Origin of the sequence: Streptomyces sp. GQFP (assembly GCF_021545335.1) — a bacterium.
Classification (GTDB): Bacteria; Actinomycetota; Actinomycetes; order Streptomycetales; family Streptomycetaceae; genus Streptomyces.
Window position 1 is genome coordinate 2,399,708 of record NZ_CP089312.1, and the last position, 23,220, is coordinate 2,422,927.

General features: G+C 69.2%; 13 protein-coding genes and 1 pseudogene. 4 read left to right on the plus strand and 10 right to left on the minus strand.

The window, feature by feature from the left end; translation table 11 throughout:
* Positions 1-399: 399 nt before the first annotated feature.
* From ispG to dxr, 3 genes are all read right to left on the minus strand, one after another.
* Positions 400-1,557, minus strand: coding sequence for a flavodoxin-dependent (E)-4-hydroxy-3-methylbut-2-enyl-diphosphate synthase (gene ispG / locus LUX31_RS10340; protein ID WP_105974985.1), 1,158 nt, complete (start codon positions 1,555-1,557; stop codon positions 400-402).
* 192 nt (positions 1,558-1,749) lie between these two features.
* Entirely contained in the window at positions 1,750-3,042 is a 1,293-nt protein-coding gene (locus tag LUX31_RS10345) for a M50 family metallopeptidase (RefSeq protein WP_235479864.1), read from the minus strand.
* An 8-nt stretch (positions 3,043-3,050) separates the two neighbouring features.
* Complete coding sequence (dxr, locus tag LUX31_RS10350) at positions 3,051-4,364, minus strand: 1-deoxy-D-xylulose-5-phosphate reductoisomerase (protein ID WP_235474491.1); 1,314 nt, start codon at positions 4,362-4,364, stop codon at positions 3,051-3,053.
* 154 nt (positions 4,365-4,518) lie between these two features.
* Between dxr and LUX31_RS10355 the strand changes: the two genes are divergently transcribed.
* Positions 4,519-4,971, plus strand: a complete 453-nt coding sequence (locus tag LUX31_RS10355; RefSeq protein ID WP_235474492.1) for a lamin tail domain-containing protein — start codon at positions 4,519-4,521, stop codon at positions 4,969-4,971.
* Between the two features lie 197 nt (positions 4,972-5,168).
* Here LUX31_RS10355 and secA read toward each other — a convergent pair.
* The 3 genes and pseudogenes from secA to LUX31_RS10370 all read right to left on the minus strand — a co-directional run.
* A pseudogene (gene secA / locus LUX31_RS10360) lies at positions 5,169-7,652 on the minus strand (preprotein translocase subunit SecA); the annotation flags it as partial.
* Between the two features lie 434 nt (positions 7,653-8,086).
* Positions 8,087-10,054: an acyl-CoA dehydrogenase family protein gene (locus LUX31_RS10365; RefSeq protein ID WP_235474493.1), complete on the minus strand. Its 1,968-nt coding sequence runs from the start codon at positions 10,052-10,054 to the stop codon at positions 8,087-8,089.
* Positions 10,055-10,198: 144 nt separating this feature from the next.
* Positions 10,199-11,008, minus strand: a complete 810-nt coding sequence (locus LUX31_RS10370) for a GH12 family glycosyl hydrolase domain-containing protein (protein ID WP_235474494.1) — start codon at positions 11,006-11,008, stop codon at positions 10,199-10,201.
* Positions 11,009-11,252: 244 nt separating this feature from the next.
* Here LUX31_RS10370 and LUX31_RS10375 point away from each other — a divergent pair, with 244 nt between their 5' ends.
* From LUX31_RS10375 to LUX31_RS10385, 3 genes are all read left to right on the plus strand, one after another.
* A complete protein-coding gene (locus LUX31_RS10375) occupies positions 11,253-12,272 on the plus strand; it encodes a LacI family DNA-binding transcriptional regulator (RefSeq protein ID WP_235479866.1) in 1,020 nt (339 codons plus the stop codon).
* A gap of 155 nt (positions 12,273-12,427) precedes the next feature.
* A complete protein-coding gene (locus tag LUX31_RS10380; RefSeq protein WP_235474495.1) occupies positions 12,428-14,479 on the plus strand; it encodes a glycoside hydrolase family 31 protein in 2,052 nt (683 codons plus the stop codon).
* A 143-nt stretch (positions 14,480-14,622) separates the two neighbouring features.
* Positions 14,623-15,810 carry a sulfotransferase family protein gene (locus LUX31_RS10385; RefSeq protein WP_235474496.1) on the plus strand — a complete coding sequence of 396 codons (1,188 nt, stop codon included), beginning with the start codon at positions 14,623-14,625 and terminating at the stop codon, positions 15,808-15,810.
* A 33-nt stretch (positions 15,811-15,843) separates the two neighbouring features.
* Here the strand turns inward: LUX31_RS10385 and LUX31_RS10390 are convergent, their stop codons facing one another.
* From LUX31_RS10390 to LUX31_RS10405, 4 genes are all read right to left on the minus strand, one after another.
* Complete coding sequence (locus LUX31_RS10390; protein ID WP_235474497.1) at positions 15,844-16,578, minus strand: glycoside hydrolase family 12 protein; 735 nt, start codon at positions 16,576-16,578, stop codon at positions 15,844-15,846.
* Positions 16,579-16,665: 87 nt separating this feature from the next.
* Positions 16,666-18,906 (minus strand): glycosyl hydrolase family 95 catalytic domain-containing protein, encoded by a 2,241-nt coding sequence (locus tag LUX31_RS10395; RefSeq protein WP_235474498.1) that lies wholly within the window; start codon positions 18,904-18,906, stop codon positions 16,666-16,668.
* Positions 18,903-20,867 carry a beta-galactosidase gene (locus LUX31_RS10400; protein ID WP_235474499.1) on the minus strand — a complete coding sequence of 655 codons (1,965 nt, stop codon included), beginning with the start codon at positions 20,865-20,867 and terminating at the stop codon, positions 18,903-18,905. The genes LUX31_RS10395 and LUX31_RS10400 overlap by 4 nt, the downstream gene beginning before the upstream one ends.
* Positions 20,867-23,092 (minus strand): sialidase family protein, encoded by a 2,226-nt coding sequence (locus LUX31_RS10405; protein ID WP_235474500.1) that lies wholly within the window; start codon positions 23,090-23,092, stop codon positions 20,867-20,869. Before LUX31_RS10405 ends, LUX31_RS10400 begins: the two co-directional genes overlap by 1 nt.
* Between the last annotated feature and the right edge of the window lie 128 nt (positions 23,093-23,220).

Here is a 23,220-nt window from a genome sequence, read left to right on the forward strand (position 1 = left end):
CTCAAACGCCGGACGGGCTGGGTGGCTCACCCTGTCCGGTGTCCGAGAGGCACTGCCGGTCCACCCCAGGCCGGGTTTCCCACCCACCCACCCGTTTACCGCTTCTCATCCAGCCCAGGCCGGGGCATCTCAGCCCACCCGGCACCCCCACCCAGCCTGTCCGGCGTTTTAGGACGAGCGCGTTCAGCGCGAATTTCTTTCCCACCCACCCGCCGCACCCCCACCCAGCCCGTCCGCCGCTTGAGGACGAGGCCGTGCAGCGCGAATTTCTTTCCCACCCACCCGCCGCGCCCCACCCAGCCCGTCCGCCGCTTGAGGACGAGGCCGTGCAGGCCGAAAGGGGGGTCTGGGGGCGCAGCCCCCAGGGGACGGGAACGGGTAGGGGCGGCGGGGGCGAAATCAACCCGCCACGGACACCGACGGCTCGCCCGAAGCGATTCCGTCCGCCTCCATCTGCTCGGCGATCTTCATCGCCTCCTCGATCAGGGTCTCCACGATCTTCGACTCGGGCACCGTCTTGATGACCTCGCCCTTCACGAAGATCTGCCCCTTGCCGTTGCCGGAGGCGACTCCCAGGTCGGCCTCACGCGCCTCGCCGGGGCCGTTCACCACACACCCCATGACCGCGACCCGCAGCGGAACCTCCATACCCTCCAGGCCCGCCGTGACCTCCTCGGCCAGCTTGTAGACGTCGACCTGGGCCCGCCCGCACGACGGACACGACACGATCTCCAGGCCACGCTGGCGGAGGTTCAGCGACTCCAGGATCTGGTTGCCGACCTTGATCTCCTCGACCGGCGGCGCCGAGAGGGAGACGCGGATCGTGTCGCCGATGCCCTCGCTCAGGAGGGCGCCGAAGGCGACCGCCGACTTGATCGTGCCCTGGAAGGCGGGGCCTGCTTCCGTCACGCCCAGGTGGAGGGGGTAGTCGCAGGCCGCCGCGAGCTGCCGGTAGGCGTTGACCATGACCACCGGGTCGTTGTGCTTCACCGAGATCTTGATGTCCCGGAAGTCGTGCTCCTCGAAGAGCGACGCCTCCCAGAGGGCCGACTCGACGAGCGCCTCCGGCGTCGCCTTGCCGTACTTCTGGAGCAGCCTGCGGTCCAGCGAACCGGCGTTGACGCCGATACGGATCGGCGTGCCGTGGTCCTTCGCGGCGCGCGCGATCTCCTTGACCTGGTCGTCGAACTGCTTGATGTTGCCGGGGTTGACGCGGACAGCGGCGCAGCCCGCCTCGATCGCGGCGAACACGTACTTCGGCTGGAAGTGGATGTCCGCGATCACCGGGATCTGCGACTTGCGCGCGATGGTCGCCAGCGCGTCCGCGTCGTCCTGCGTCGGGCACGCCACCCGCACGATCTGGCAGCCGGACGCCGTCAGCTCGGCGATCTGCTGAAGCGTGGCGCCGATGTCCGACGTACGCGTCGTCGTCATCGACTGCACCGACACCGGCGCGTCTCCGCCCACGGCCACCGAACCGACCTGGATCTGCCGGCTCTTCCGGCGTTCGGCGAGCTTGGTCGGAACGGACGGCATGCCGAGAGAAATCGCAGTCATCTGCTGTGCAACCCCAAGTTGTGGTTCAAGGTCCGGTCCCGTGAACAGCGGGCTCCAGGCTTCGAGATTACGGCACCCGCCCAGGCCCGAGCACATCCCGCACGTAAACCCACACATTGGGGAACGGCCGGGCACCGTGGGGTTCTCCCACTGTGCCCGGCCGCCGCGAACCCGCCGGGAAACCCCGGGTGGCTACGAGATGCGCACTGGGTTAACCACGTCCGCCACCAGCACCAGCAGCGTGAAGCAGATGAAGATGCCCGCCACCACATAGGCCACCGGCATCAGCTTCGCCACGTCGAACGGGCCCGGGTCCGGCCGCTTCAGCACCTTCGCCGTGTTCCGGCGCAGCGCCTCCCACAGGGCGCCCGCGACATGGCCGCCGTCGAGCGGCAGCAGCGGGAGCATGTTGAAGAGGAACAGGGACAGGTTGAAGCCCGCCACCAGCATCAACGCCATCGCGAGTTGTTGGGTCGGCGGGATGTCCAGGGTGAAGATCTCGCCGCCCACGCGTGCCGCGCCGACCACGCCCATCGGGGAGTCCGCCTCGCGTTCGCCGCCGTCGAAGGCCGCGTTCCACAGGGCGGGGATCTTGCCGGGCAGACTCGCGATGGAGTCGACGGCCTCGCCCATGCGGTCGCCCATCCAGGTCACCGAGTCGCCGAAGTCCTGGCGGACGATGCCGGTGGCCGCGCTGAAGCCGAGGAAGCCGGCCGTGACGTACTGGCCCTCGACGATCTGGCCGCTGGAGTCCTTCTTCGCGACCTGGTTGGTGGCGATCTTCGCGTTCAGGGTGAGCTGCTCGCCCTTGCGTTCGACGACGATCGCGACGTCCTTGCCGGGGTTGGCGCGGATCTCGTCCGAGAGCTTGTTCCAGCTGTCGACCTGGACCCCGCCGAAGGAGAGGATCTTGTCGCCCGCCTGGAGGCCGGCCGCGGCGGCCGGGGAGGCCGCGTCGGTCTTGCGGCAGTCGTCGCGCCCCTCGCTCTGGGCGATGACGCACTTGGAGACCGAGCTGACGCTGGTGGTCTGCTGGGAGACGCCGAAGCCCATCAGGACGGTCAGGAACAGGGCCACCGCGAGGATGAGGTTCATGAACGGGCCCGCGAACATCACGATGACGCGTTTCCACGGCTTGCGTGTGTAGAACAGGCGCTTCTCGTCGCCCGGGAGCAGTTCCTCGAAGGACTGGGCGCGCGCGTCCTCGATCATCACGCGCCAGGGGGAGGTCGAGCGGGCCTCGATGCGGCCGTCCGGGCCGGGCGGGAACATCCCGATCATGCGGATGTAGCCGCCGAACGGGATCGCCTTGATGCCGTACTCGGTCTCACCCTTCTTGCGCGACCAGATCGTCGGGCCGAAGCCGACCATGTACTGCGGTACGCGGATGCCGAAAAGCTTCGCCGTGGAGAGATGTCCCAGCTCGTGCCAGGCGATCGACACCAACAGGCCGATCACGAAGACGACTATGCCGAGAATCATCATCAGTGTCGTCATGCACGGGCCTCCGCGGTCGCCATGGCTTGCTCTGCCTTCGTCTGCTGTGTCTTCGACTGCTGCTGTGCCGTTGTCTGGCGTGTCAGTTCACGGGCCCTCGCCCGCGCCCACGACTCCGCCTCAAGGACGTCCGCGACGGTCAGGGAAGTTCCCGTACGAGGGGTGCCGTGCTCCTCGACCACCCGGGTCACGGTCTCCATGATCCCGTTGAACGGCAGTGAGCCGCTCCGGAATGCTTCCACACACTCCTCGTTCGCCGCATTGAACACCGCGGGGGCCGTGCCCGCGAGCTGCCCGACGTGCCGGGCGAGGCCGACCGACGGGAACGCCTCGGTGTCGAGCGGGAAGAACTCCCACGTCGACGCCTTGCTCCAGTCGAACGCGGGTGCGGCGTCCGGTACGCGCTCCGGCCAGCCGAGGCCGATCGCGATGGGGCCGCGCATGTCGGGGGGCGTGGCCTGCGCCAGTGTCGATCCGTCCGTGAACTCAACCATCGAGTGGACATACGACTGCGGGTGCACGACCACCTCAATACGTTCGAAGGGAATGTCGTAGAGGAGGTGTGCCTCGATCACCTCCAGGCCCTTGTTGACGAGGGTCGCGGAGTTGATCGTGATCACCGGGCCCATCGCCCAGGTGGGGTGCGCGAGCGCGTCCTCGACCGTCACGTCGGCCAGCTGTGCCTTCGTACGGCCGCGGAAGGGGCCGCCGGACGCCGTGACGACGAGCTTGCGGACGTCGGACCGGGTGCCGGCCGCCAGGGCCTGGAACAGGGCCGCGTGCTCGGAGTCGACCGGGATGATCTGGCCCGGCTTGGCCAGCGCCTTGACCAGCGGGCCGCCGACGATGAGCGACTCCTTGTTGGCGAGCGCGAGGGTGCGGCCCGCCTCCAGGGCGGCGAGGGTCGGGGCGAGGCCGATGGAGCCGGTGATGCCGTTCAGCACGGTGTGGCAGTCGGCGGTGGCGAGGTGGGTGGCCGCGTCCGGTCCGGCGAGTATCTCGGGGAGCGGCTCCCCTGCGCCGTACCGCTCGCTCAGCGCCTCGCGCAGGGCCGGTACGGCGTCCTCGCGGGCGACCGCGACCGTGCGTACGCGCAGCTGGTGCGCCTGTTCGGCGAGGAGCGCGACCCGGCCGCCCGCGGCGGAGAGCCCGGTGACCCGGAAGCGGTCCGGGTTGCGCAGCACGAGATCGATGGCCTGGGTGCCGATCGACCCGGTGGAACCGAGGATCACCACATCCCGGGGGCCGTCTCCGGCGACGGGGTCGAAGACGAGGTGCGGGTCTGCGAGGGGGGCTGGGCTGTCGGTCATCTCTCCATTGTGGCCGCAACCACCGACAGTGAGGACAGTGCGTCCCTCGGGTGAGCGTCCATAAGTGAAACTGACATACAGATCATGTGATATCACTTCTGCCCTGACCGGTGGACGACCGGTCAGTCGTGGACGAAATCCTGGGGGGATCTCGATGCGCATCCGACGTACTGCCCTGCCCGCGCTCGCGGGCGCGGTCGCCCTGACCGGCGCGGTTCTCAGCACTCCGGCCGAGGCGGCCGGGGGTGTGGTCATCCGGCACGTGTGGTTCGACAGTCCGGGCTCGGACAACGGCTCCAACGCGTCCCTGAACGGGGAGTGGGTGGAGATCAAGAACACCAGCTCGGCGTCCATCTCGCTCAAGGGCTGGATCCTGAAGGACGTCGCCAATCACAAGTACACGTTCGGCAACCTGAAGATCGGTGCCGGCAAGACGATGAAGATCCGTACCGGGAAGGGGACGGACACGGCTGCTACCAAGTTCCAGAAGCGGAGCTGGTACGTGTGGAACAACACGAGTGACACGGCGATTCTGACCAGAGCGAACGGGTCGAAGGTCGACGATTGCAAGTGGACGACCAGTGATCCCAGTGACAAGAAGTGCTGAGCGCTCCGCTGGGTAGGTAGTTCTTTGGCTGCGGGGGCGTGGGGGCTTGTCGCGCAGTTCCCCGCGCCCCTTTAGGGGCGCTTGCGCGCATCCCGTTCCAATACTCCCTCCGCTGTGTCCATCGTCGGGGCGGTGAAGTGGAGGGACTCCGTGCGGCGGGGGTCCGGTTGTAGGTCGGTCGGGGTCGTTTCGATCTGCAGGTTGAAGACGAAGCCGACCGACTCCTCCTTGATGGCGTCGGTCATCGCGCCGAACATGTCGTAGCCCTCGCGCTCGTACTCGACGATCGGTTCGCGGCCGAGGGTCCAGCGCAGGCCGATGCCGTCGCGGAGGTAGTCCATCTCGTACAGGTGCTCGCGCCATTTGCGGTCCAGGACGGACAGCATCACTCGGCGTTCCAGCTCGCGGGTCGTGTCGGCGCCCAGTTCCCGCTCGCGGTCGTCGTAGCGGGCGTGGATGTCCGCCACTATCGCGTCGGCCAGGTGGTCTGCGGTGAGGTTGGCCAGGCCGTCCAGCTCGTCCTCCAGGTCCTCTACCGTCAGTTTCGCCGGGTAGAGCTGGCGTAGCGCGCCCCACAGCCTGTCCAGGTCCCATTCCTCCGGGAAGCCCTCGCTCGTCTCCTGGCGGACGTACGCCCGGACGGTGTCGTCCATGAAGTGCTGGAGCTGTTCGCGCAGGTCACCGCCCTCCAGGACGCGGCGGCGTTCGGCGTAGATGAGCGTGCGCTGGCGGTTGAGGACCTCGTCGAACTTCAGTACGTCCTTGCGGGACTCGAAGTGCTGTCGTTCGATCTGGGCCTGGGCCGAGGCGACCGCACGCGTGACGACCTTGTTCTCGATGGGGACGTCCTCGGGAAGGTTGGCCGCCGACATCACCCGGTCGACCAGCTGGGCCTGGAACAGGCGCATCAGGTCGTCCTGGAGGGAGAGGTAGAAGCGGGACTCGCCGGGGTCGCCCTGGCGGCCGGAGCGGCCGCGGAGCTGGTTGTCGATGCGGCGGGAGTCGTGGCGTTCGGTGCCGAGGACGTAGAGGCCGCCGAGGTCGGTGACCTCCTGGCGTTCGGCGGCGACCCGGTCGAGTACCGCTTGGCGGTCCTCGGGGCTCGCGTCCTCGGGCAGCTCGGCCGCCGCCAGCGCCTCCGGGTTGCCGCCGAGCATGATGTCCGTACCGCGTCCGGCCATGTTGGTGGCGACCGTGACCGCGCCCCTGCGGCCCGCCTGGGCGACGATGGTGGCCTCGCGGTCGTGCTGCTTGGCGTTGAGGACCGCGTGCCGGATGCCCCGCTTGGCGAGCCGGCGCGAGAGGTACTCGGACTTCTCCACCGAGGTCGTGCCGACCAGGATCGGCTGGCCCTTCTCGTGCTTCTCGGCGATGTCGTCGACGACCGCCTCGAACTTCGCGACCTCGGTGCGGTAGATCAGGTCGGAGCGGTCGGTGCGGACCATCGGGCGGTTGGTGGGGATGGGGACGACGCCGAGTTCGTAGATCTGGTGGAACTCGGCGGCCTCGGTCATGGCCGTACCGGTCATGCCGGAGAGCTTGTCGTACAGGCGGAAGAAGTTCTGGAGTGTGACGGTCGCCAGGGTCTGGTTCTCCTCCTTGACCCGGACGCCCTCCTTGGCCTCGATCGCCTGGTGCAGCCCCTCGTTGTAGCGGCGGCCGGCGAGCATCCGGCCCGTGTGCTCGTCGACGATCATGACGTCGCCGTCGACGACCACGTACTCCTGGTCCCTGCGGAACAACTCCTTCGCTTTCAGGGCGTTGTTGAGGTGGCCGATGAGGGGGGTGTGGTCGGCTTCGTAGAGGCTGTCGATGCCGAGCTGGTCCTGTACGTGTTCCACGCCCCGGTCGAGGATCGCGACCGTGCGTTTCTTGGGGTCGAACTCGTAGTCGTACGCGGCCCGCAGCTCCTTCAGGCGTTCCTTGTCCTCCAGCCTGATGAACTGCTCCTCCTGAATGGCCGTGCCCCGCATGCTCTTCACGATCCGGGCGAACGCCTCGTACCAGTGGGTGGCCTGGTCGGCGGGGCCGGAGATGATCAGCGGGGTGCGGGCCTCGTCGATGAGGATGGAGTCGGCCTCGTCGACGATCGCGAAGTGGTGGCCGCGTTGCACGAGTTCGTCCTTCGACCAGGCCATGTTGTCGCGCAGATAGTCGAAGCCGAACTCGGTGTTGGTGCCGTACGTGATGTCGCAGGCGTACGCCGCCCGCCGCTCGGCCGGGGTCGACTCCGAGCGGACCACACCGACCGTCAGGCCCATGAACGCGTACGCCCCGCCCATCCACTCGGCGTCGCGCCGGGCCAGGTAGTCGTTGACTGTGACCAGGTGAACTCCCTTGCCCGACAAGGCGTTCAGGTAGGCGGGGAGGGTCGCGACCAGGGTCTTGCCCTCGCCGGTGTGCATCTCGGCGATGTTGCCCTCGTGCAGGGCGGCTCCGCCCATCACCTGGACGTCGAAGTGACGCATGCCGAGGGTGCGCCGGGCGGCCTCGCGCATGGCGGCGAAGGCCTCGGGGAGCAGCTCGTCGAGGCTCACGCCGGCGGCGTGGCGCTCCTTCAACTCCGGGGTCACGGCCGCCAGTTCCTCGTCGGTCATGGACTCGAAGTCCTCTTCGAGGGATGCCACCTGTTCGGCGGTGCCCTGCAGCCTGCGCAGCACCCGCCCCTCGCCGGCCCGCATGATGCGGCCGGTGATGTTGTCGAGTCCGAGAGCCGGCACGAGAATTACCCCCACTACAACGAGCTTTACCCTGCTGAACGGCGTCCGTCAGCATGCTGATCCAGTGGTTGGCCCGCTGGAGAATATGGACGCCCTGCTGATTCGCTCTGATCACTTCGCGCAGTACGGGGTCCTTCACGTACTCCGTCGCGCTGCGGAAGAGTTGCAGGAGGACCGCCAGCTCGTCCCGGTGCACGTCGAGGGTGTCCGGCTGGGTCGCGCGCGGCTTCTCCGCGAGGGGCAGCACCCAACGAATTCCTCACCGACCCTTATTCCCGCACCTTGGCGCATATGTTGCCGTCCCCGTTCGCCATTCTTTTCATTGTTGACGTGCCTCTTCGGTGGGGCAAGCAACAGAATGACGCCGGGGACGACAGTGAATTCCCGGGAAAATATCAGCGGATGGGACGGTGGACGTTCTCCTGTTTCGCCGGGCCCGGTGTGGCGTCCGCGATCCAGGGGCCCTCCCCCGAGAGGTCGACGACGCCCTCCTCCAGCCAGGTGTAAGTGCCGGCGAGGACACCCTTGACCACCGCGCGGTCGACGTCGTCGGTGTTGGTCCACAGCCGGCCGAAGAGTTCCTCGACGCGGACGCGGGCCTGCCGGCAGAAGGCGTCGGCGAGTTGGTAGGCCTCGCGGCCGTTCTCGCCCTGGGCGCGCAGGAGTTCGGCCCGTACGCAGGCCGCGCTCATCGCGAACAGTTCGGCGCCGATGTCGACGATCCGGCCGAGGAAGCCCTGCTTGGTCTCCATCCGGCCCTGCCAGCGGGACATGGCGTAGAAGGTGGAGCGGGCCAGCTTGCGGGCACTGCGTTCGACGTACCGCAGATGCGGCGAGAGGTCGACCTCGTGCTTGAACTCGGCGTACGAGCGCGGCAGTTGGCCCGCGCCCGTGACGAGCTTCGGCAGCCACTTGGCGTAGAAGACACCGGCGTTCGCGCCCGCCTTCGCCTTGTCCGAGAGGGACTTGTCCGGGTCGATGAGGTCGCCCGCGACCGTCAGATGGGCGTCGACCGCCTCACGCGCGATCAGCAGATGCATGATCTCCGTCGAGCCCTCGAAGATGCGGTTGATCCGGAGGTCGCGCAGCACCTGTTCGGCGGGGACCGCCCGTTCCCCGCGGGCGGCGAGCGACTCGGCGGTCTCGAAGCCGCGTCCGCCGCGGATCTGGACGAGTTCGTCGGCCATCAGCCAGGCCATCTCGGAGCCGTACAGCTTGGCGAGGGCGGCCTCGATGCGGATGTCGTTGCGGTTCTCGTCGGCCATCTGGGAGGAGAGGTCCAGGACGGCTTCGAGGGCGAAGGTGGTGGCCGCGATGAAACTGATCTTCGCGCCGACCGCCTCGTGCAGCGCGACCGGCTTGCCCCACTGCTCCCGTACGGCCGACCACTCCCGGGCGATCTTCAGGCACCACTTCCCGGCGCCCACGCACATCGCGGGCAGCGACAGCCGGCCCGTGTTCAGGGTCGTCAGGGCGATCTTGAGGCCGGAACCCTCGGGGCCGATCCGGTTGGCGGCCGGGACGCGCACCTGATGGAAGCGGGTGACGCCGTTCTCCAGGCCGCGCAGGCCCATGAAGGCGTTGCGGTGTTCGACGGTGACGCCCTCGGAGGCGGTCTCGACGACGAACGCGGTGATGCCGCCCTTGTGGCCCTCGGACTTCGGGACGCGGGCCATGACGACGAGGAGGTCGGCGACGACCCCGTTGGTCGTCCAGAGCTTGACGCCGTCCAGGACGTAGTCGTCGCCGTCCGGTACCGCGCTGGTGGCGAGCCGCGCCGGGTCCGAGCCGACGTCCGGCTCGGTGAGGAGGAAGGCGGAGATGTCGGTGCGGGCGCAGCGCGGCAGGAACTCGTCCTTCTGTTCCTGGGTGCCGAACAATTTCAGCGGCTGCGGTACGCCGATCGACTGATGGGCGGAGAGCAGCGCGCCGAGCGCCGGGTTCGCGGAGCCGACCAGGGCGAGGGCCTTGTTGTAGTACACCTGGGTGAGGCCGAGGCCGCCGTACTTGGTGTCGATCTTCATCCCGAGGGCGCCCAGCTCCTTGAGCCCGTTCACGACCTCGTCGGGGATCCGCGCCTCGCGTTCGATGCGGGCCGCGTCGATCTTCGTCTCGCAGAAGTCGCGCAGCTTGGCGAGGAACTCCTCGCCGCGCTGCGCGTCCTCGGTGGGCGGGAGCGGGTGCGGGTGGATGAGGTCGAGCCGGAAGCGGCCGAGGAACAGTTCCTTGGCGAAGCTGGGCTTTCGCCAGCCCTGTTCCCGGGCGGCCTCCGCCACCTGGCGGGCTTCCCGCTCGGTGACGGTGGGTTTGGCCGAGGGCTGGGCTGAGGGCTGGGCTGAGGGCTTGACTGGGCTTGCGGACATGAGGCACACCTCGCCGCGAATCGGGATCTTGAGGACCGTACGTTACTGATCGGTGCTACTCGATCGTTGGTACCCGATTACGGGCGACCTCACCAGTCCTCGCGCGGCCGTCCGGCGCTTTCACACCAGCCCTTCAGCCGCCTGTCAGCCGATGTCGACCGAGTAGGCCTTGGTGTCCAGCTGGCCCGTGCCCTTGAAGACCTCGGTGCCCGCCTCGATGCCGGAGACGTACTTGTCGTTGCTGAGCAGCTTGCGGCGGACCAGGGCCTGGGTGAAGTCGTCGAGGTCGAGGGTGGCCTTGGTGGTGTTGGCGCGGCGGACGAAGGAGTGGACCTTCCAGCCGATGTCGCCCTCGTAGATGTCCCACATCGCGCCGCCGAGGCTGACGCTCGCGGTCTTGGTGCCGAGGGGGCCCGCGCCGCCCTGGCGGTTGAGCCAGATCATGATCTCGTCGGTGGGCTGGTCCTGCCAGTCCGCGGTGTTCTTGCTGTGCAGCCACAGGTCGTAGGCCACGTTCATGACGCCCGGGTTCGAGCTGACCGTGAAGTCCCAGGTGGTCCGCACCGGCTTGCGGTCGCCGACGCGGATCGGCAGTTGGGTGGCGGCCTTGTCGGTCTTCCAGCCCCAGTGCCAGCCGAGGACCGAACTGGCGTACGTCTTGACGTCGTAGTCCTTGCCGGTGGCACTGTTGGCCCAGCTGTAGTTCGTGCCCCAGGAGATGGTGGAGCCGGACCGGGAGTTGTCCCAGACGCACTGGGAGCCGACGGCCTTCTCCTGGTTCCAGAGGTTGTTGTTGACGTAGTACTTGTCGAGCGTGACGGTGTCGAAGGCCGCGCACTTCTTGCTCGACTCGCCCGCCTGCGCGACGGTGACGCCGACGGCGGCCGCGAGGGCGACCAGGGCGGAGGCGAAGGTTTTCGCCTTCTTCGAGAGGCGCGGTCTGCGGTGTTGCATGGGGGTCCTTCCGGGCGACGATTCGCGGAGCACTCCTCAGTGGCCGCCGCCGGGTGGGAAAGTTGCCATGCTGGCCGAGACAGATGCGAGAAAGCCCCGAAAAACGTTGTCGAAGCGCTTCGACAACATATGGACACTCACCCCTGCTGGGGTTACTGTCGTTCCACCCTCACTCGCCGTTATCCGTCACCGTTATCCGTTACGCGCACTGTCGAAGCGCTTCACACAATGCTTGGAGAGCTGGATGGTCACCCTCGCCGAGGTCGCCCAGCACGCCGGAGTCTCGGCGAGCACGGTGAGCTATGTCCTCAGCGGCAAGCGGTCCATCTCCGCGGGCACCCGGCAGCGGGTCGAGCAGAGCATCCAACAGCTCGGCTACCACCCGAACGCGGGCGCCCGGGCGCTGGCGAGCAGCCGTTCCAACATCATCGCCCTGATGGTCCCGTTGCGTACGGACATGTACGTGCCGGTGATGATGGAGATCGCCATAGCGGTCGCCACCAACGCCCGCACGCATGGGTACGACGTCCTGCTGCTCACCGGCGAGGAGGGCCCCGACGCCGTGCGCCGGGTCACCGGCAGCGGGCTCGCCGACGCGATGATCCTGATGGACGTCGAACTCGACGACGAGCGGCTGCCGTTGCTGCGCGGCACGGACCAGCCGTCCGTACTGATCGGCCTGCCGGCCGCCACCGAGGGTCTGACCTGCGTCGACCTCGACTTCGGGGCCACGGGAGCGCTGTGCGCCGAGCACCTGGCGAAGCTCGGTCACCGTGACATCGCTGTCATCGGCGAGGCGCCGGCGGTCTACGAACGGCACACCGGTTTCGCCGAGCGCACACTCGACGGACTCCGGTCCCGGTCACGGGAGTTGGGGGTGCGGGTGCTGCACCGGCCGTGCGAGGGCGGGTACGACGCGATGACCGTGACCCTGGCCCGGATCTTCGACGAACGGCCGGGCACCACGGGGTTCGTCGTGCAGAACGAGTCGGCGGTCGAGCCGCTCCTCGCGCTGCTGCGCCAGCAGGGGCGGGCGGTGCCCGAGGACGTGTCGGTCATCGCCGTCTGCCCGGACCAGGTCGCCACCCAGGCCTCGGTGCGACTGACGTCCGTCGCCATTCCCGCGCAGGAGATGGGGCGGCGCGCGGTGGAACTGCTGATCGCGAAGCTCGAAGGAAGCGGGGGCGACGAAGTCGCGCTGATCGCACCCGAGTTGACGGTGCGGGCCAGTACGGGGCCGGCGCCGGCCCCAGCTACTTCCTGAACCCCCGGCCCGCCCACCACAACCGACCAACACGCTCCAACGCCCGGATGTCCGACGGGCGTTGGAGACCCCTGCCTGTCCCGGTCCGGCCCGCGAGAGCCGCGCCGGGGGTCCCCCACAACCACTCCCCCACTCCTTCCTTCAGGAGCCGCCACGTGAACCAGCCCGCCGAAACCCCGCCCCCGTCAGGCGCGGTCAGCCTCGCACAGTCCTCCCCCACCGTCGGCACGTTCCGTGAACGGGACGGTGCGCTGGAGTGGAGCGGCCGTCAGGAGACCGTACGGATCGAGCCCTGGGGTCCGGACGCGGTCCGGGTCAGGACACGGCTCGGCGGGCCGGTCCTGGAGGGGCTGCCGGGTGCCCTGCTCGACGAGCCTCCGTCGACGGCGTACACCGTCAAGATCGAGGGCGGGCAGGGGCAGTTGACCGTCGGGACGCTGACCGTCGAGGTGAGCGCGGAGGGTCTGATCCGGTTCCTGCGGACCGACGACTCGGCCGAGCTGCTCGCCGAGGAGCGGGCGCACTTCTGGTGGCCGGGCTCGCGTCTCTACACGGCCGTCGGCAACGGCTACCACCGGCTGGAGCAGCGGTTCGCCGCCTACGAGGACGAGAAGCTGTACGGCCTCGGCCAGCACCAGCACGGTCTGTTCGACCAGAAGGGTGTCGTGCTGGACCTGGTGCAGCGCAACGCCGAGGTGTCCGTGCCGGTGCTCACCTCCAGCCGTGGCTACACGCTGCTGTGGAACAGCCCGGCGATCGGGCGGGTGGAGCTGGCGGGCAACGGAACGCGCTGGGTGGCGGATTCGGCCCGGCAGATCGACTACTGGATCACCGCCGGACAGCCGGCCGACGCCCAGCGCCGCTACAGCGCGGTGACGGGCCGTACGCCGATGCTGCCCGAGTGGGCGGCGGGCTTCTGGCAGTGCAAGCTGCGTTACCGCACGCAGGACGAACTCCTGGGCGTGGCACGGGAGTACAAGCGGCGCGGGCTGCCGCTGCGGGCCATCGTGTGCGACTTCTTCCACTGGACGCATCTGGGCGACTGGAAGTTCGACCCGGCCGAGTGGCCCGACCCGGCCGCCATGGTCGCGGAGTTGGCGGAGATGGGCGTCAAACTCGTCGTCTCCGTGTGGCCTTCGGTGTCACCGCTCTCCGAGAACCATCAACTCATGGAGCAGCGCGGCTACTTCATCGGTACGCAGTACGGCCCAATGGCGCACGCGGACTGGCCCGACAAGGGTGTCGCGTCGACTGTCCAGGTCGCGTTCTACGACGCCACGAACCCCGAGGCCCGGGACTTCCTCTGGTCGAGGATCCGCGACAACTACCTTGCCCCGTACGGCATCACGGCCTTCTGGCTGGACGCCTGCGAGCCGGAGCTGAAGCCGGGTTTCCCGGAGAACCTGCGGTACTGGGCGGGCCCCGGCCTTGAGGTCGGCAACCTGTACCCGGTCGAGAACGCCCGCACCTTCTACGAGGGCCTGATCGCGTCCGGCGAGGACGAGGTGATCAGCCTCAACCGCTCGGCGTGGGCGGGCAGTCAACGGTACGGCGCCGCCCTATGGTCCGGTGACATCGGCGTCGACTTCCCGACCCTGCGCCGCCAGATCGCGGCCGGTCTCAACACCGCCCTGTCCGGCATCCCCTGGTGGAACACCGACATCGGCGGCTTCCACGGCGGCGACCCGGACGATCCCGCGTACCGCGAAGTCATGGTCCGCTGGTTCCAGTTCGGCGCGTTCTCGCCGCTGATGCGGCTGCATGGGTTCCGTGAGCCGGGTATGCCGTTGGGGCCCGACATGACCGGTGGGCCCAACGAGGTGTGGTCGTACGGGGAGGAGGCGGGCGCGATTCTGGAGCGGTACGTGCGGTTGCGTGAGCGGTTGAAGCCGTATGTGCTGCGGGTCATGCGTGAGGCGCACGAGGAGGGGTTGCCGGTGATGCGGCCGCTGTTCCTGGAGTTCCCGGAGGACCAGGCGGCGTGGTCGGTCGACGACTCGTATCTCTTCGGGCCTGATGTGTTGGTCGCGCCTGTGCTTACCGCGGGGGCGACGGCCCGTACTGCGTATCTTCCGGCGGGAGTTGTCTGGACGGATGCGTGGACTGGTGAGACGTATGAGGGCGGGGCGGCTGTGACTGTGGATGCGCCGCTGGATCGTATTCCGGTGTTTTTGCGGGGTGGGGCGCGGTTGCCGATCGTTGAGTAGTGGCTGGCGCCTATTGGGGGGTGGGGAGCGGTTTGGGGGCGGGTGCGGGTGCGTCGTGGCTTGTCGCGCAGTTCCCCGCGCCCTATGGGGCGCACACTAGTTCGGTGTGTTTCCCTGTCCCCGGCGGAAAGGAACCCCGTCCCGTGTCTTCCACCAATCTCCCCCTCACGGTGGCCAATCTGCTGCTGCGGCCTGCGTTCGGTTCTCGGCGGGATCCTGACCGGGTCTTCGAGCGGATCGTCGACAAGGCGGGGTGGGCGGACGGGGACGAGTGGTTCGTGGACGGGTTTCGGCCGTTGCTGCGGGAGTGGGCGGGTGATGAGGAGTTGTCGCCGGTCGGCTGGCAGTCCGCGCAGGCCCATGTGCGCAGACATCTCACCAACCGGGCCCGGATCCGGCGGTTGATCGCCGCGAACCCCGCGATCGCCCAAGAGACCGTCGAGAAGCCGGTGTTCGTGGTGGGGCTCCCGCGTACCGCCACCACGCTCACCCACGGCGTGCTGTCCCTCTCCGACGAGCATCGGTGCCCCCGGCTGTGGGAGTTGCTCGCCCCCGGGCTCGAACCGTCGGCCCGTGAGCGGAAGAAGGCGGTCACGGCCGCGCGGCGGACGCTCGACGGGACGTATCTGCTCTCCCCGCGGTTCCGCGAGATCCATCCCATGACCGCCGAGGGCCCCGAGGAGGACACCTTCCTCCTGCCGCACGCTCTGGTGCCGCTGTCCCAGGCCCGGCTGCCCGAGTACCACGCCCGGCAGTTCGAGCGGGACTTCGTCCCCGACTACCACCATCTCAAGGAGTGCTTCCAGGTGCTCCAGTACGGTCGCCCTCGGCGCCGCTGGATCCTCAAGTCGCCCATGCACACCGGGAATCTGGACGCCCTGCTCCGTGTGTTCCCCGACGCCACGCTTGTGTGGACGCACCGCGACCCGGCGACCGCCGTCGCCTCGTTCTGCAGTCTGGTCGAGTGCGGGATGGCCATCTCCCGGCGCAGGGTCGACCTGCACACCCTCGGCGCCACGTGGCTCGACCTGCTGAGCCGCTCCGTGCGGCGCGGACTCGCGGCCCGTGCCGAGTTTCCGCGCGAGGCGGTGGTGGACGTGCCGTACTCCTGGCTCGGCACCGACCCGGCCGCCGGCGCCCCGAAGCTGTACGGGGCCGTCGGCGCCCAGTGGACCGACGCGGACGCGGCCCGGCTCCCCACGGTCGCCACGCACCTCAGGGGCAGCCGCCCCCACCGCTACGACCTGGCCCGCTACGGCCTGACCAAGGCCGACGTCGAAGCGGCCTTCACCGACTACAACGCACTGCGGGCCGAGGTCGACCGCGCCTGAACGGCACGGCCGCCCGCCGCCCCTGTCGGACCGTCAGCTGCTGCTGACGGTCAGGTTGTTGGTGGCGAAGTCCAGACCGCCGGAGGAAGAGGTGATCTCGAACCCGAACTGCACGTCACCGATGGTCTCGTTGCCGAACCAGCCCTTGGTGTCCTTGATCCACTTGAGGATCGGCAGGACGTCGACGGTGCCGGAGGTGGAGTCCGAGGTGCGCAGGAACGAGAAGACCTCGTTGGCGCCGTTGTTGCCCTTGTAGACGGTCCAAGTGTGGCCGCCCAGAGTGACGTTGCCCTGCGAGGTGCCCAACGGGCCTACGGCGCCGTTGTAGTTGACCCAGAGCATGATCTCGTAGTCGTAGTCGGTGTCCCAGATGTCGTACGACGTGTTGTACGCGCCGGACGACGGGACGGTGACGTTGTAGCTGCTGGAGAGCGAGCCGAGCGAGGTGATCGTCTTGTTGATCACCTTCTTGGAGTTGGGGTACGACTTGATGCCGCCGGTGTTCGGGTGGTTGGCCCAGACACCCCAGTTGGTACCGGAGTTGGCCCAGATGCACTGGCTGCCGGCGCCGGAGCCCCAGATGTTGTTGTAGAGGGTGTAGCCGTTCAGCGAGGTGTTGCCCCACTGGTCGCAGGAGTTCCAGACGGCGGCCGAGGCGGGGGCGGAGGCGAGACCGATGGTGGCGCCGAGTGCGAGAGCGGGGGCCAGCAGAGCCTTGGTGATCCGGCGGCTCAGGGTGCGAGTACGGGTGCGGGTGCGTGTTGCCATGGGGTTCCGTTCCTTCCATGGGTGGGGGGAGATGCGGGTGGTGGGGGGGTTGTGTGCTGTTGTCGGCTGCGCTGTTCCTCGGTGCGCTTACCGCGGTCCCAGATCGAGGACGCGGTCTTCTCCGGCGACGAGGTCGAGCGTGCGTGCGCCGGAGGAAGTCCTGAGGTCGATGCGGTGGGTCCGGGTGGGGCGTACGACGGCCCGGCCCCGCCCCGGTCCCCAGTCGAGGTCCACCTCCGCGCCGAACCGCGTGCGTACGCCCCGAAGTTGACCGGTGGGGCAGGCCGCCGGGAGCGCGGGCAGGAGGACCAGCCGGTCGGGGGTCGACTGGATGAGGGCCTCGATCAGCACGGCGGGCAGGGTGTGCGCGGCGTCCGCGTTGTAGACGTCCCGTTCCGGGTAGTGCGCGCTCATCAGGGAGGCGTGGAAGAAGTCGCCGTCGAGCACCTGGCCGAGGGCCTGGGTGACCCGTTCGCCGTCGCGGAGGCGGGCCGCGATCAGGGCGTGGTGGAGGTGGCCGTGGGCCGAGTCGTTCTCGGCGCCCCGGAGTTGGAGGGCGCGGTACGCGGCTGCGGCGAGGTCGGGAGTGTCGTACGGGTTGATCTCGTCGAGGGGCCAGACACCGTAGAGATGGCTGAGGTGACGGTGGTCGTAGGTGTCGTCCAGGCCGGGCCAGGCCCATTCGGCGAGGGCACCGTCGGCGTTGATCCGGTGGGGCGGGAGCCGGTCGGCCAACGCCCGCCAGTGATCCGCCCGTTCCGGGTGGTACTTGGCTGCGGTGAGCAGGGCGTGCCGGGCGGCCGAGAGGTCCATCGCCGCGTTGACCGTGCCCCAGCTCGCGTTCGCCGGACGGTTCTCGGGCGAGTACGAGGGGACGACGACGAGGTGGCCGTCGGAGTCGGTCCGCGTGAGGAAGTCCTCGTAGAACAGGGCGACTTCGGCGAGGGCCTGTGCCGTGCGCGCGTCCTGCTCGCCACGGGTCTCGTCGTGGTCGACGAGCGGCTTGAGCAGCCAGTCGGCACCGGCCGTCCAGAGGTGCAGCGGATATTCGCGGCTGAAGTGGTACGTCAGCCCGGACTCGCCGTCGGTGTGCGCGGGCGCCATGACACCCCGCGCGCCGAAGACAGTGCGGGCGTTGTCGCGCCAGTCGTCGAGCTGACCGTGGATCAGGGAGGCGAGGGCTTCCGTGACTTCGGGGAGGGCGCCGGGCGCGGCCGACGCGGTCTGGAGGTTGACGTTGGCGTCGTTGGTGAACGCTCCCGCCCACGCCGTGTCCCAGTCTCCGGTCCACAGGCCGACCAGGCGGGGCGGGAACATCCCGCTGGCGGAGAGCAGGTGGTAGCGGCCGGCGGCGAAGAGGCGTTCCAGGAGGGCCGGGCTCTTGGTGCGGGTGAGCAACTCGGCGCCGGGCAGGGCACGTTCGGCTTCGTCGGCGGCGAGGTCGAGGGTGACGCGGTCGTAGGCGGTGCGGTGGAGGGGGGTGTGGCGGGCGAGGAGACGGTCGTACACCTGCCCGCCCGACAACAGCTCACCGAGGAGCAGTTCGCGCAGGGCCCGGTCGACGTCCGCCGTGTCCAGTTCGCCGACATGCCGGACGACTCGCGTCAGCAGCAGGACGGACTCCGCGCCCTCGACCCGGACGCCGGGCGGGGTGAGGGCCGTAGCGCCGCCGGTGCGGACGACGAGGGTCACGCCGGTGTACGCGCGGTCGCTGTCGGGGTAGCGGGCGCGGAGGGTGAGCAGGGCGCCCTCGGGGGTGCGCACCACGCTGTGGCCGACGCCCAACTCGGCCGGGGCGCCCGGGAGTCGGTGGTCGAGATCGATGTCGAGGGTGAGACCCGGACCGCCGGGGTCGCCGGATCCTCCGCTGACGTACTGGACGATGACGTCGTCCGCTCGGGACACGAAGACCCGGCTGCGCCAGCCCTCGCACCCGGCTTCGACGACCCCGGTGGTGAAGTCGACGGACCGGCGGTAGTCCCGTCGGTCCCCCGCCGGGCCTCCTCCGCGCAGCCGCACCTGGAACGCCGGATGGAAGGGCTGCACCCATTGCAGCTCCCGCCCGTCGGTGAAGCTCTCGGCGGCTGTGGTGTCGCCGGCCAGCAACCGGTCCTGGAGGGCGGCCAGTTGGTCCGCGAGCCGTGGTGGCCGTGCGTGCTCGCTGCCGTTCGGGCGGACGAGGGTGTGGTGCGTGACGATGACCCGGTCGTTGTCCGCGTCTCCGAACACCAGGGCGCCATGGCGGCCGTTGCCGCTCAGGTAGCCGTCCTCCCAGCGGACGGCGGGGAGCGGTTCCCAGGTTCCGTGAACGGGTCCGCCGGCGCTCATGGCTTCAGCACCGCCACTCCGTACCGGCCGAGCTGGACCGCGTCCGTGACGGTGTCCCCGGTCAGCAAGTCACGGTGGGCACCGGGCACTTGGACCGTCACCGGGTCGGTGCCGTGGTTGAGGAGGAAGAGCAGTTCGCCGCGCCGGACCGCCTCGACCCCGTCGGGCAGGGCGTCCAGCACCGGCCGGACGCCCGCGCCTGCGCCGATCCGGGCGAGGAGATCCCGGAGCGCTTCGGGCTCGGGGAGCGTGGAGACGTACCAGGCACGCCCCTTGCGCAGCACCGCAGGCAGCCCGTCGAGTTCGCCGCCCTTGTACGGGGTGACCTCGTCGGCGTCGTCGGCCTCCAGCTCCTCGGACCACAACTGGCCCCGGAATCCGTCGACTTCGATGCTCTCTCCCGCGTCCAGCGGCCACCACTCGTGCAGGGTGCGCAGCCCGAACAGCTCGCGCAGCCGCTCGTCCATGGCCCCGGGGCGCACCCGGTCGTCCTCGTCTGCGACTCCGGTCAGGAAGCCGCAGACGAGGGTGCCGCCGTCGCGTACGTACGCGACGAGGTTGTCGATCGCGGCATCCGTGAGCAGGTACAACTGCGGTACGACGACGAGCCGGTAGGCCGCGAGGTCGTGCTCGGGGTGGGCGAAGTCGGTGGCGAGGTGTGCTTCCCACAGGGCCCGGTGCCAGGCCCGTACGACCTGCGGGTAGTCCACCTCGGAGGAGAGCCGCCCGTCCTGGGCGCCGCCCCACCAGGCGTGCCAGTCGTGGAGTACGGCGATGTCGTTGGCGGTATGACTGTCCGTCACCTCACCACCGATGGCGGCGAGTTCGGCGCCGAGCTGCTTGACCTCTTGGAAGGTGCGGCCGTGTTCGCCCGCGTGGCTGACCATGCCGGAGTGGAACTTCTCTGCGCCCTGCCTGGATTGGCGCCACTGGAAGTAGCAGACGGCGTCGGCGCCGCGTGCCACGGCCTGGAGCGACCAGAGGCGGTTGAGGCCGCGCGGCTTGGGGTGGTTCACACCCCGCCAGTTGACCGGACCGGCCGCCTGTTCCATCAGCATCCATGGGCCGCGTGCCTGCGAACGCGTCATGTCCTGGACGAGCGCGGCCTCTTGGGCGCCGAGCGGGTCGCGCGGGTCGGGGTAGAGGTCGACGGAGACGAGGTCCTCCTCCTGGACCCAGCGCCAGGCGTCCTGGCCCGCCCACATCGGCATGAAGTTGGTGGTGACCGGGAGGTGCGGGGTGTGGCGGCGGACGATGTCGCGTTCCGCGAGGTAGCACTCCAGGAGGGCGTCGGACGTGAAGCGTTTGAAGTCCAGTACCTGGGTGGGGTTCCGCATGTAGTGCGGGAGGCGCGGCGGCAGGATCTCGTCCCAGTCGCCGTACCCCTGGCTCCAGAAGGCCGTACCCCAGGCCGTGTTGAGGGCGTCCAGGGTCCCGTACTTGTCCTGGAGCCAGTGGCGGAAGGCTGCGGCCGACTCGTCGCCCCAGTCGTAGGTGCAGTACTCGTTGTTGATGTGCCACATGGTGAGGGCGGGGTGGCCGCCGTAGCGGGCGGCGAGGTCCTCGGTGATGGCGGCGGCGTAGCGGCGGTAGACGGCGCTGGAGTGCGCGAAGTGCTGGCGCCCGCCCCACCATTCGATCCGGCCGTCCTCGGCGACGGGCAGGGTCTCGGGGTGCAGCCGGCCCATCCAGGGCGGCGGCGAGGAGGTGGGCGTGGCGAGGACGACGCCGATGCCGCCCGCGTGCATCAGGTCCATCAGCCGGTCCAGCCAGCCGAACTCCCGTGCCCCGGGCCTCGGTTCGAGCTTCGCCCAGGAGAAGACGCCGAGGGTGACGGAGTTGACGCCGGCGTCCTTCATCAGCCGGACGTCCTCGGGCCAGGTGTCCTCGGGCCACTGCTCGGGGTTGTAGTCGCCACCGAAGAGGATCCGCCCCCGGGTGGCGTCGCTGAGGCCGGGCATCAGACGGGCTCCCCGTACTGGATGCCCCGCCCGTTGGTGGCGAGGTAGACGCGGCCGTAGACGCGCGGGTCGCCGGTGATCACCTCGCCGGTCCAGCCCCACTGATGGGCGTCGTCGTTGATCCGCGTCCAGGTCTTCGCCTCGTCGTCGGAGCGGTAGACGGCGGTGATGGCCTCGGTGGAGCCGACCATGTAGATCGCCGGGTAGGCGGCGCCCTCGGCGGCCCGCCCGAACCCGAGGGTGTACGAGGCCCAGCAGCTGGCGACCTTGGTGAAGGTGACGCCGCCGTCGGTGGACCGGTGGAGCCCGTTCCACTTGACGCTCAGCCACAGGTCACCGGAGCTGCCCGGCGCCGCGACCAGCTCGAACTGGCTGTCGCCCGAGGGCAGCCCGCCCGCACGGGCAGTGAACGAGAGGCCACTGTCAGTGCTGGCGTATAGCGTTCCTGTGTCGGTGTCGTACGCGTAGAAGAGCGTCGGGTCGGCCGGGTCGGCGACCGGCGTGGCGCCCTTCGGAATGGAGGAGATCTCGGACCAGGTCGTGCCGTTGTCCGTGGAGCGGTGGGCTGGGTACTTCGTGCCGTCCCAGTGCACGAAGGTCCACAGCAGCACGCTGCCGTCGGCGTTGGTGGCGATCGGCCCCGGTGCGTTCTTGGCGATGTCGGGCTGGGCAGCGAAGGGCGCCCAGCTCCGCCCGCCGTCGTTCGAGAAGGCACCGTTGCCGTTGTCGCCCCACCCTGCCCGGACGACGTACGACGGCTTGGCCGCGGCCTGGGCGAGTCCCGTCGCCGACCCGAACACGGGGTTCGACGCCATGCCGCGCGACGGAGACGCCGTGAGCCGCTCGTGGTACATCACGCCGATGTCCCCGAGTCCGCTGAGCAGGTGCGCCTCCCCGACCGGGGGCGAGATCAGCTGGCGCACGGCCGTCTCCTCCAGGCCACGGATCTGCGGGGCCCAGTGCTTGAGGTCACGGGTGCCGTAGAGGGTCGCGCCGGTCCCGTACACGAGGTGCCGCGAGTCGTACGGATCGAGGGCAAGAGCCTGGATCCACCAGCCGAACTTGGGGGCAGTGCCGCCCCACTTGAGGAAAGGAGTCTCGGACACGTCGAACACAGCAGCGTCCTTGAGGGACGTCCAGTTACGGCCGCCGTCCGTGGAACGGAACAGGGTGTCGATGTCGGCCCAGCGGTTGTTGGTGGAGACGACGACGGTGCCGGCCCGGCAGGCGTCGACGGCGACTCCGCCATAGGCGAAGGTGTCGGCGGAGCCGTCGGCGGTGGTCCCGCCCGGCTTGACCGGGGTCACGTCCGTCCAGCCGCCGGTCGTGGTGCGCAGCTTGTGCACGCTGCCGTCGGACTGGCCGTTGGGCCCGGGCGCGTTGCCGTACGTCACGTACAGGTCGCGGGTGTGCCGGTCGTAGGCGGCGCGGATCGGCACCTTGGCGGAGGTGGCGCCGACGGGCTGGCCGGGCACGGCTTCCCAGGTCGTGCCGTCGGTGGTGCGGTACAGGTTGGCCGTACCGGCGGTCCCGTTGCCGTCGCCGTCGCCCCACCCGGCGTAGACGGCACGACCGACGGCGACCAGGAAGGTGACGCCCTGGCCGCCGGCGCTCGGAGCGGCCGGGAAGGCACTGTCGGCTGCCCAAGTAGCGCCCCGATCCGTCGACTTGAGCAGCCCGTCGTGCCGGGTGCCCAGCCACAATGTGTCGCTGTCCCGCGGATCGACGAGCAGCCGCTCACCGGCCCCCCGCCCGTCCTCATTGGCCCCGAGCTTCACACCCAGATCGGTACGCGCCCAGGTCGCTCCCCGGTCCTCGGACCGCAGAACAGCCCCGTTCCCGGCCCAGGACTGGGCATAGGCACCGAGGGAGAGGTACACCCGGTCGGGGTGCGCCGGATCGACGGCGATGGCCTCCACCCCGAGCAGATTCCAGTCGTCCCACCCGAGGTGATCGGTGAGCGGGGTCCAACGGGCGGCCCGCTCGTCCCACCGATAGGCCCCGCCGATGTCGGTACGGGCGTAGGCGAGACCGCGGACGGAGGGGTGGAAGAGCACCCCGGTGACAAATCCGGTACCCCCGATGACGGCGGTACGCCACCGGTAGGCGGGGGCGGCTGTCGCTGCGTGGGCCCCCGTACCGGACAGCGGCACAGCGGAGAGCGCACCAACGGCAGCGGCCCCGGCAAGAACAACACGTCTACTCGGACGAGACGACGAAGACATGACTTACCTCGATCTGAAAAGAGAGGGGGAGGAAAACGCGCCCGATAGGGGCGCGGGGAACTGCGCGACAAGCCACAACGCACCCGCAGCCACCACAGGACCGCAAGAGGCACCCCAAGCCGTGAAAA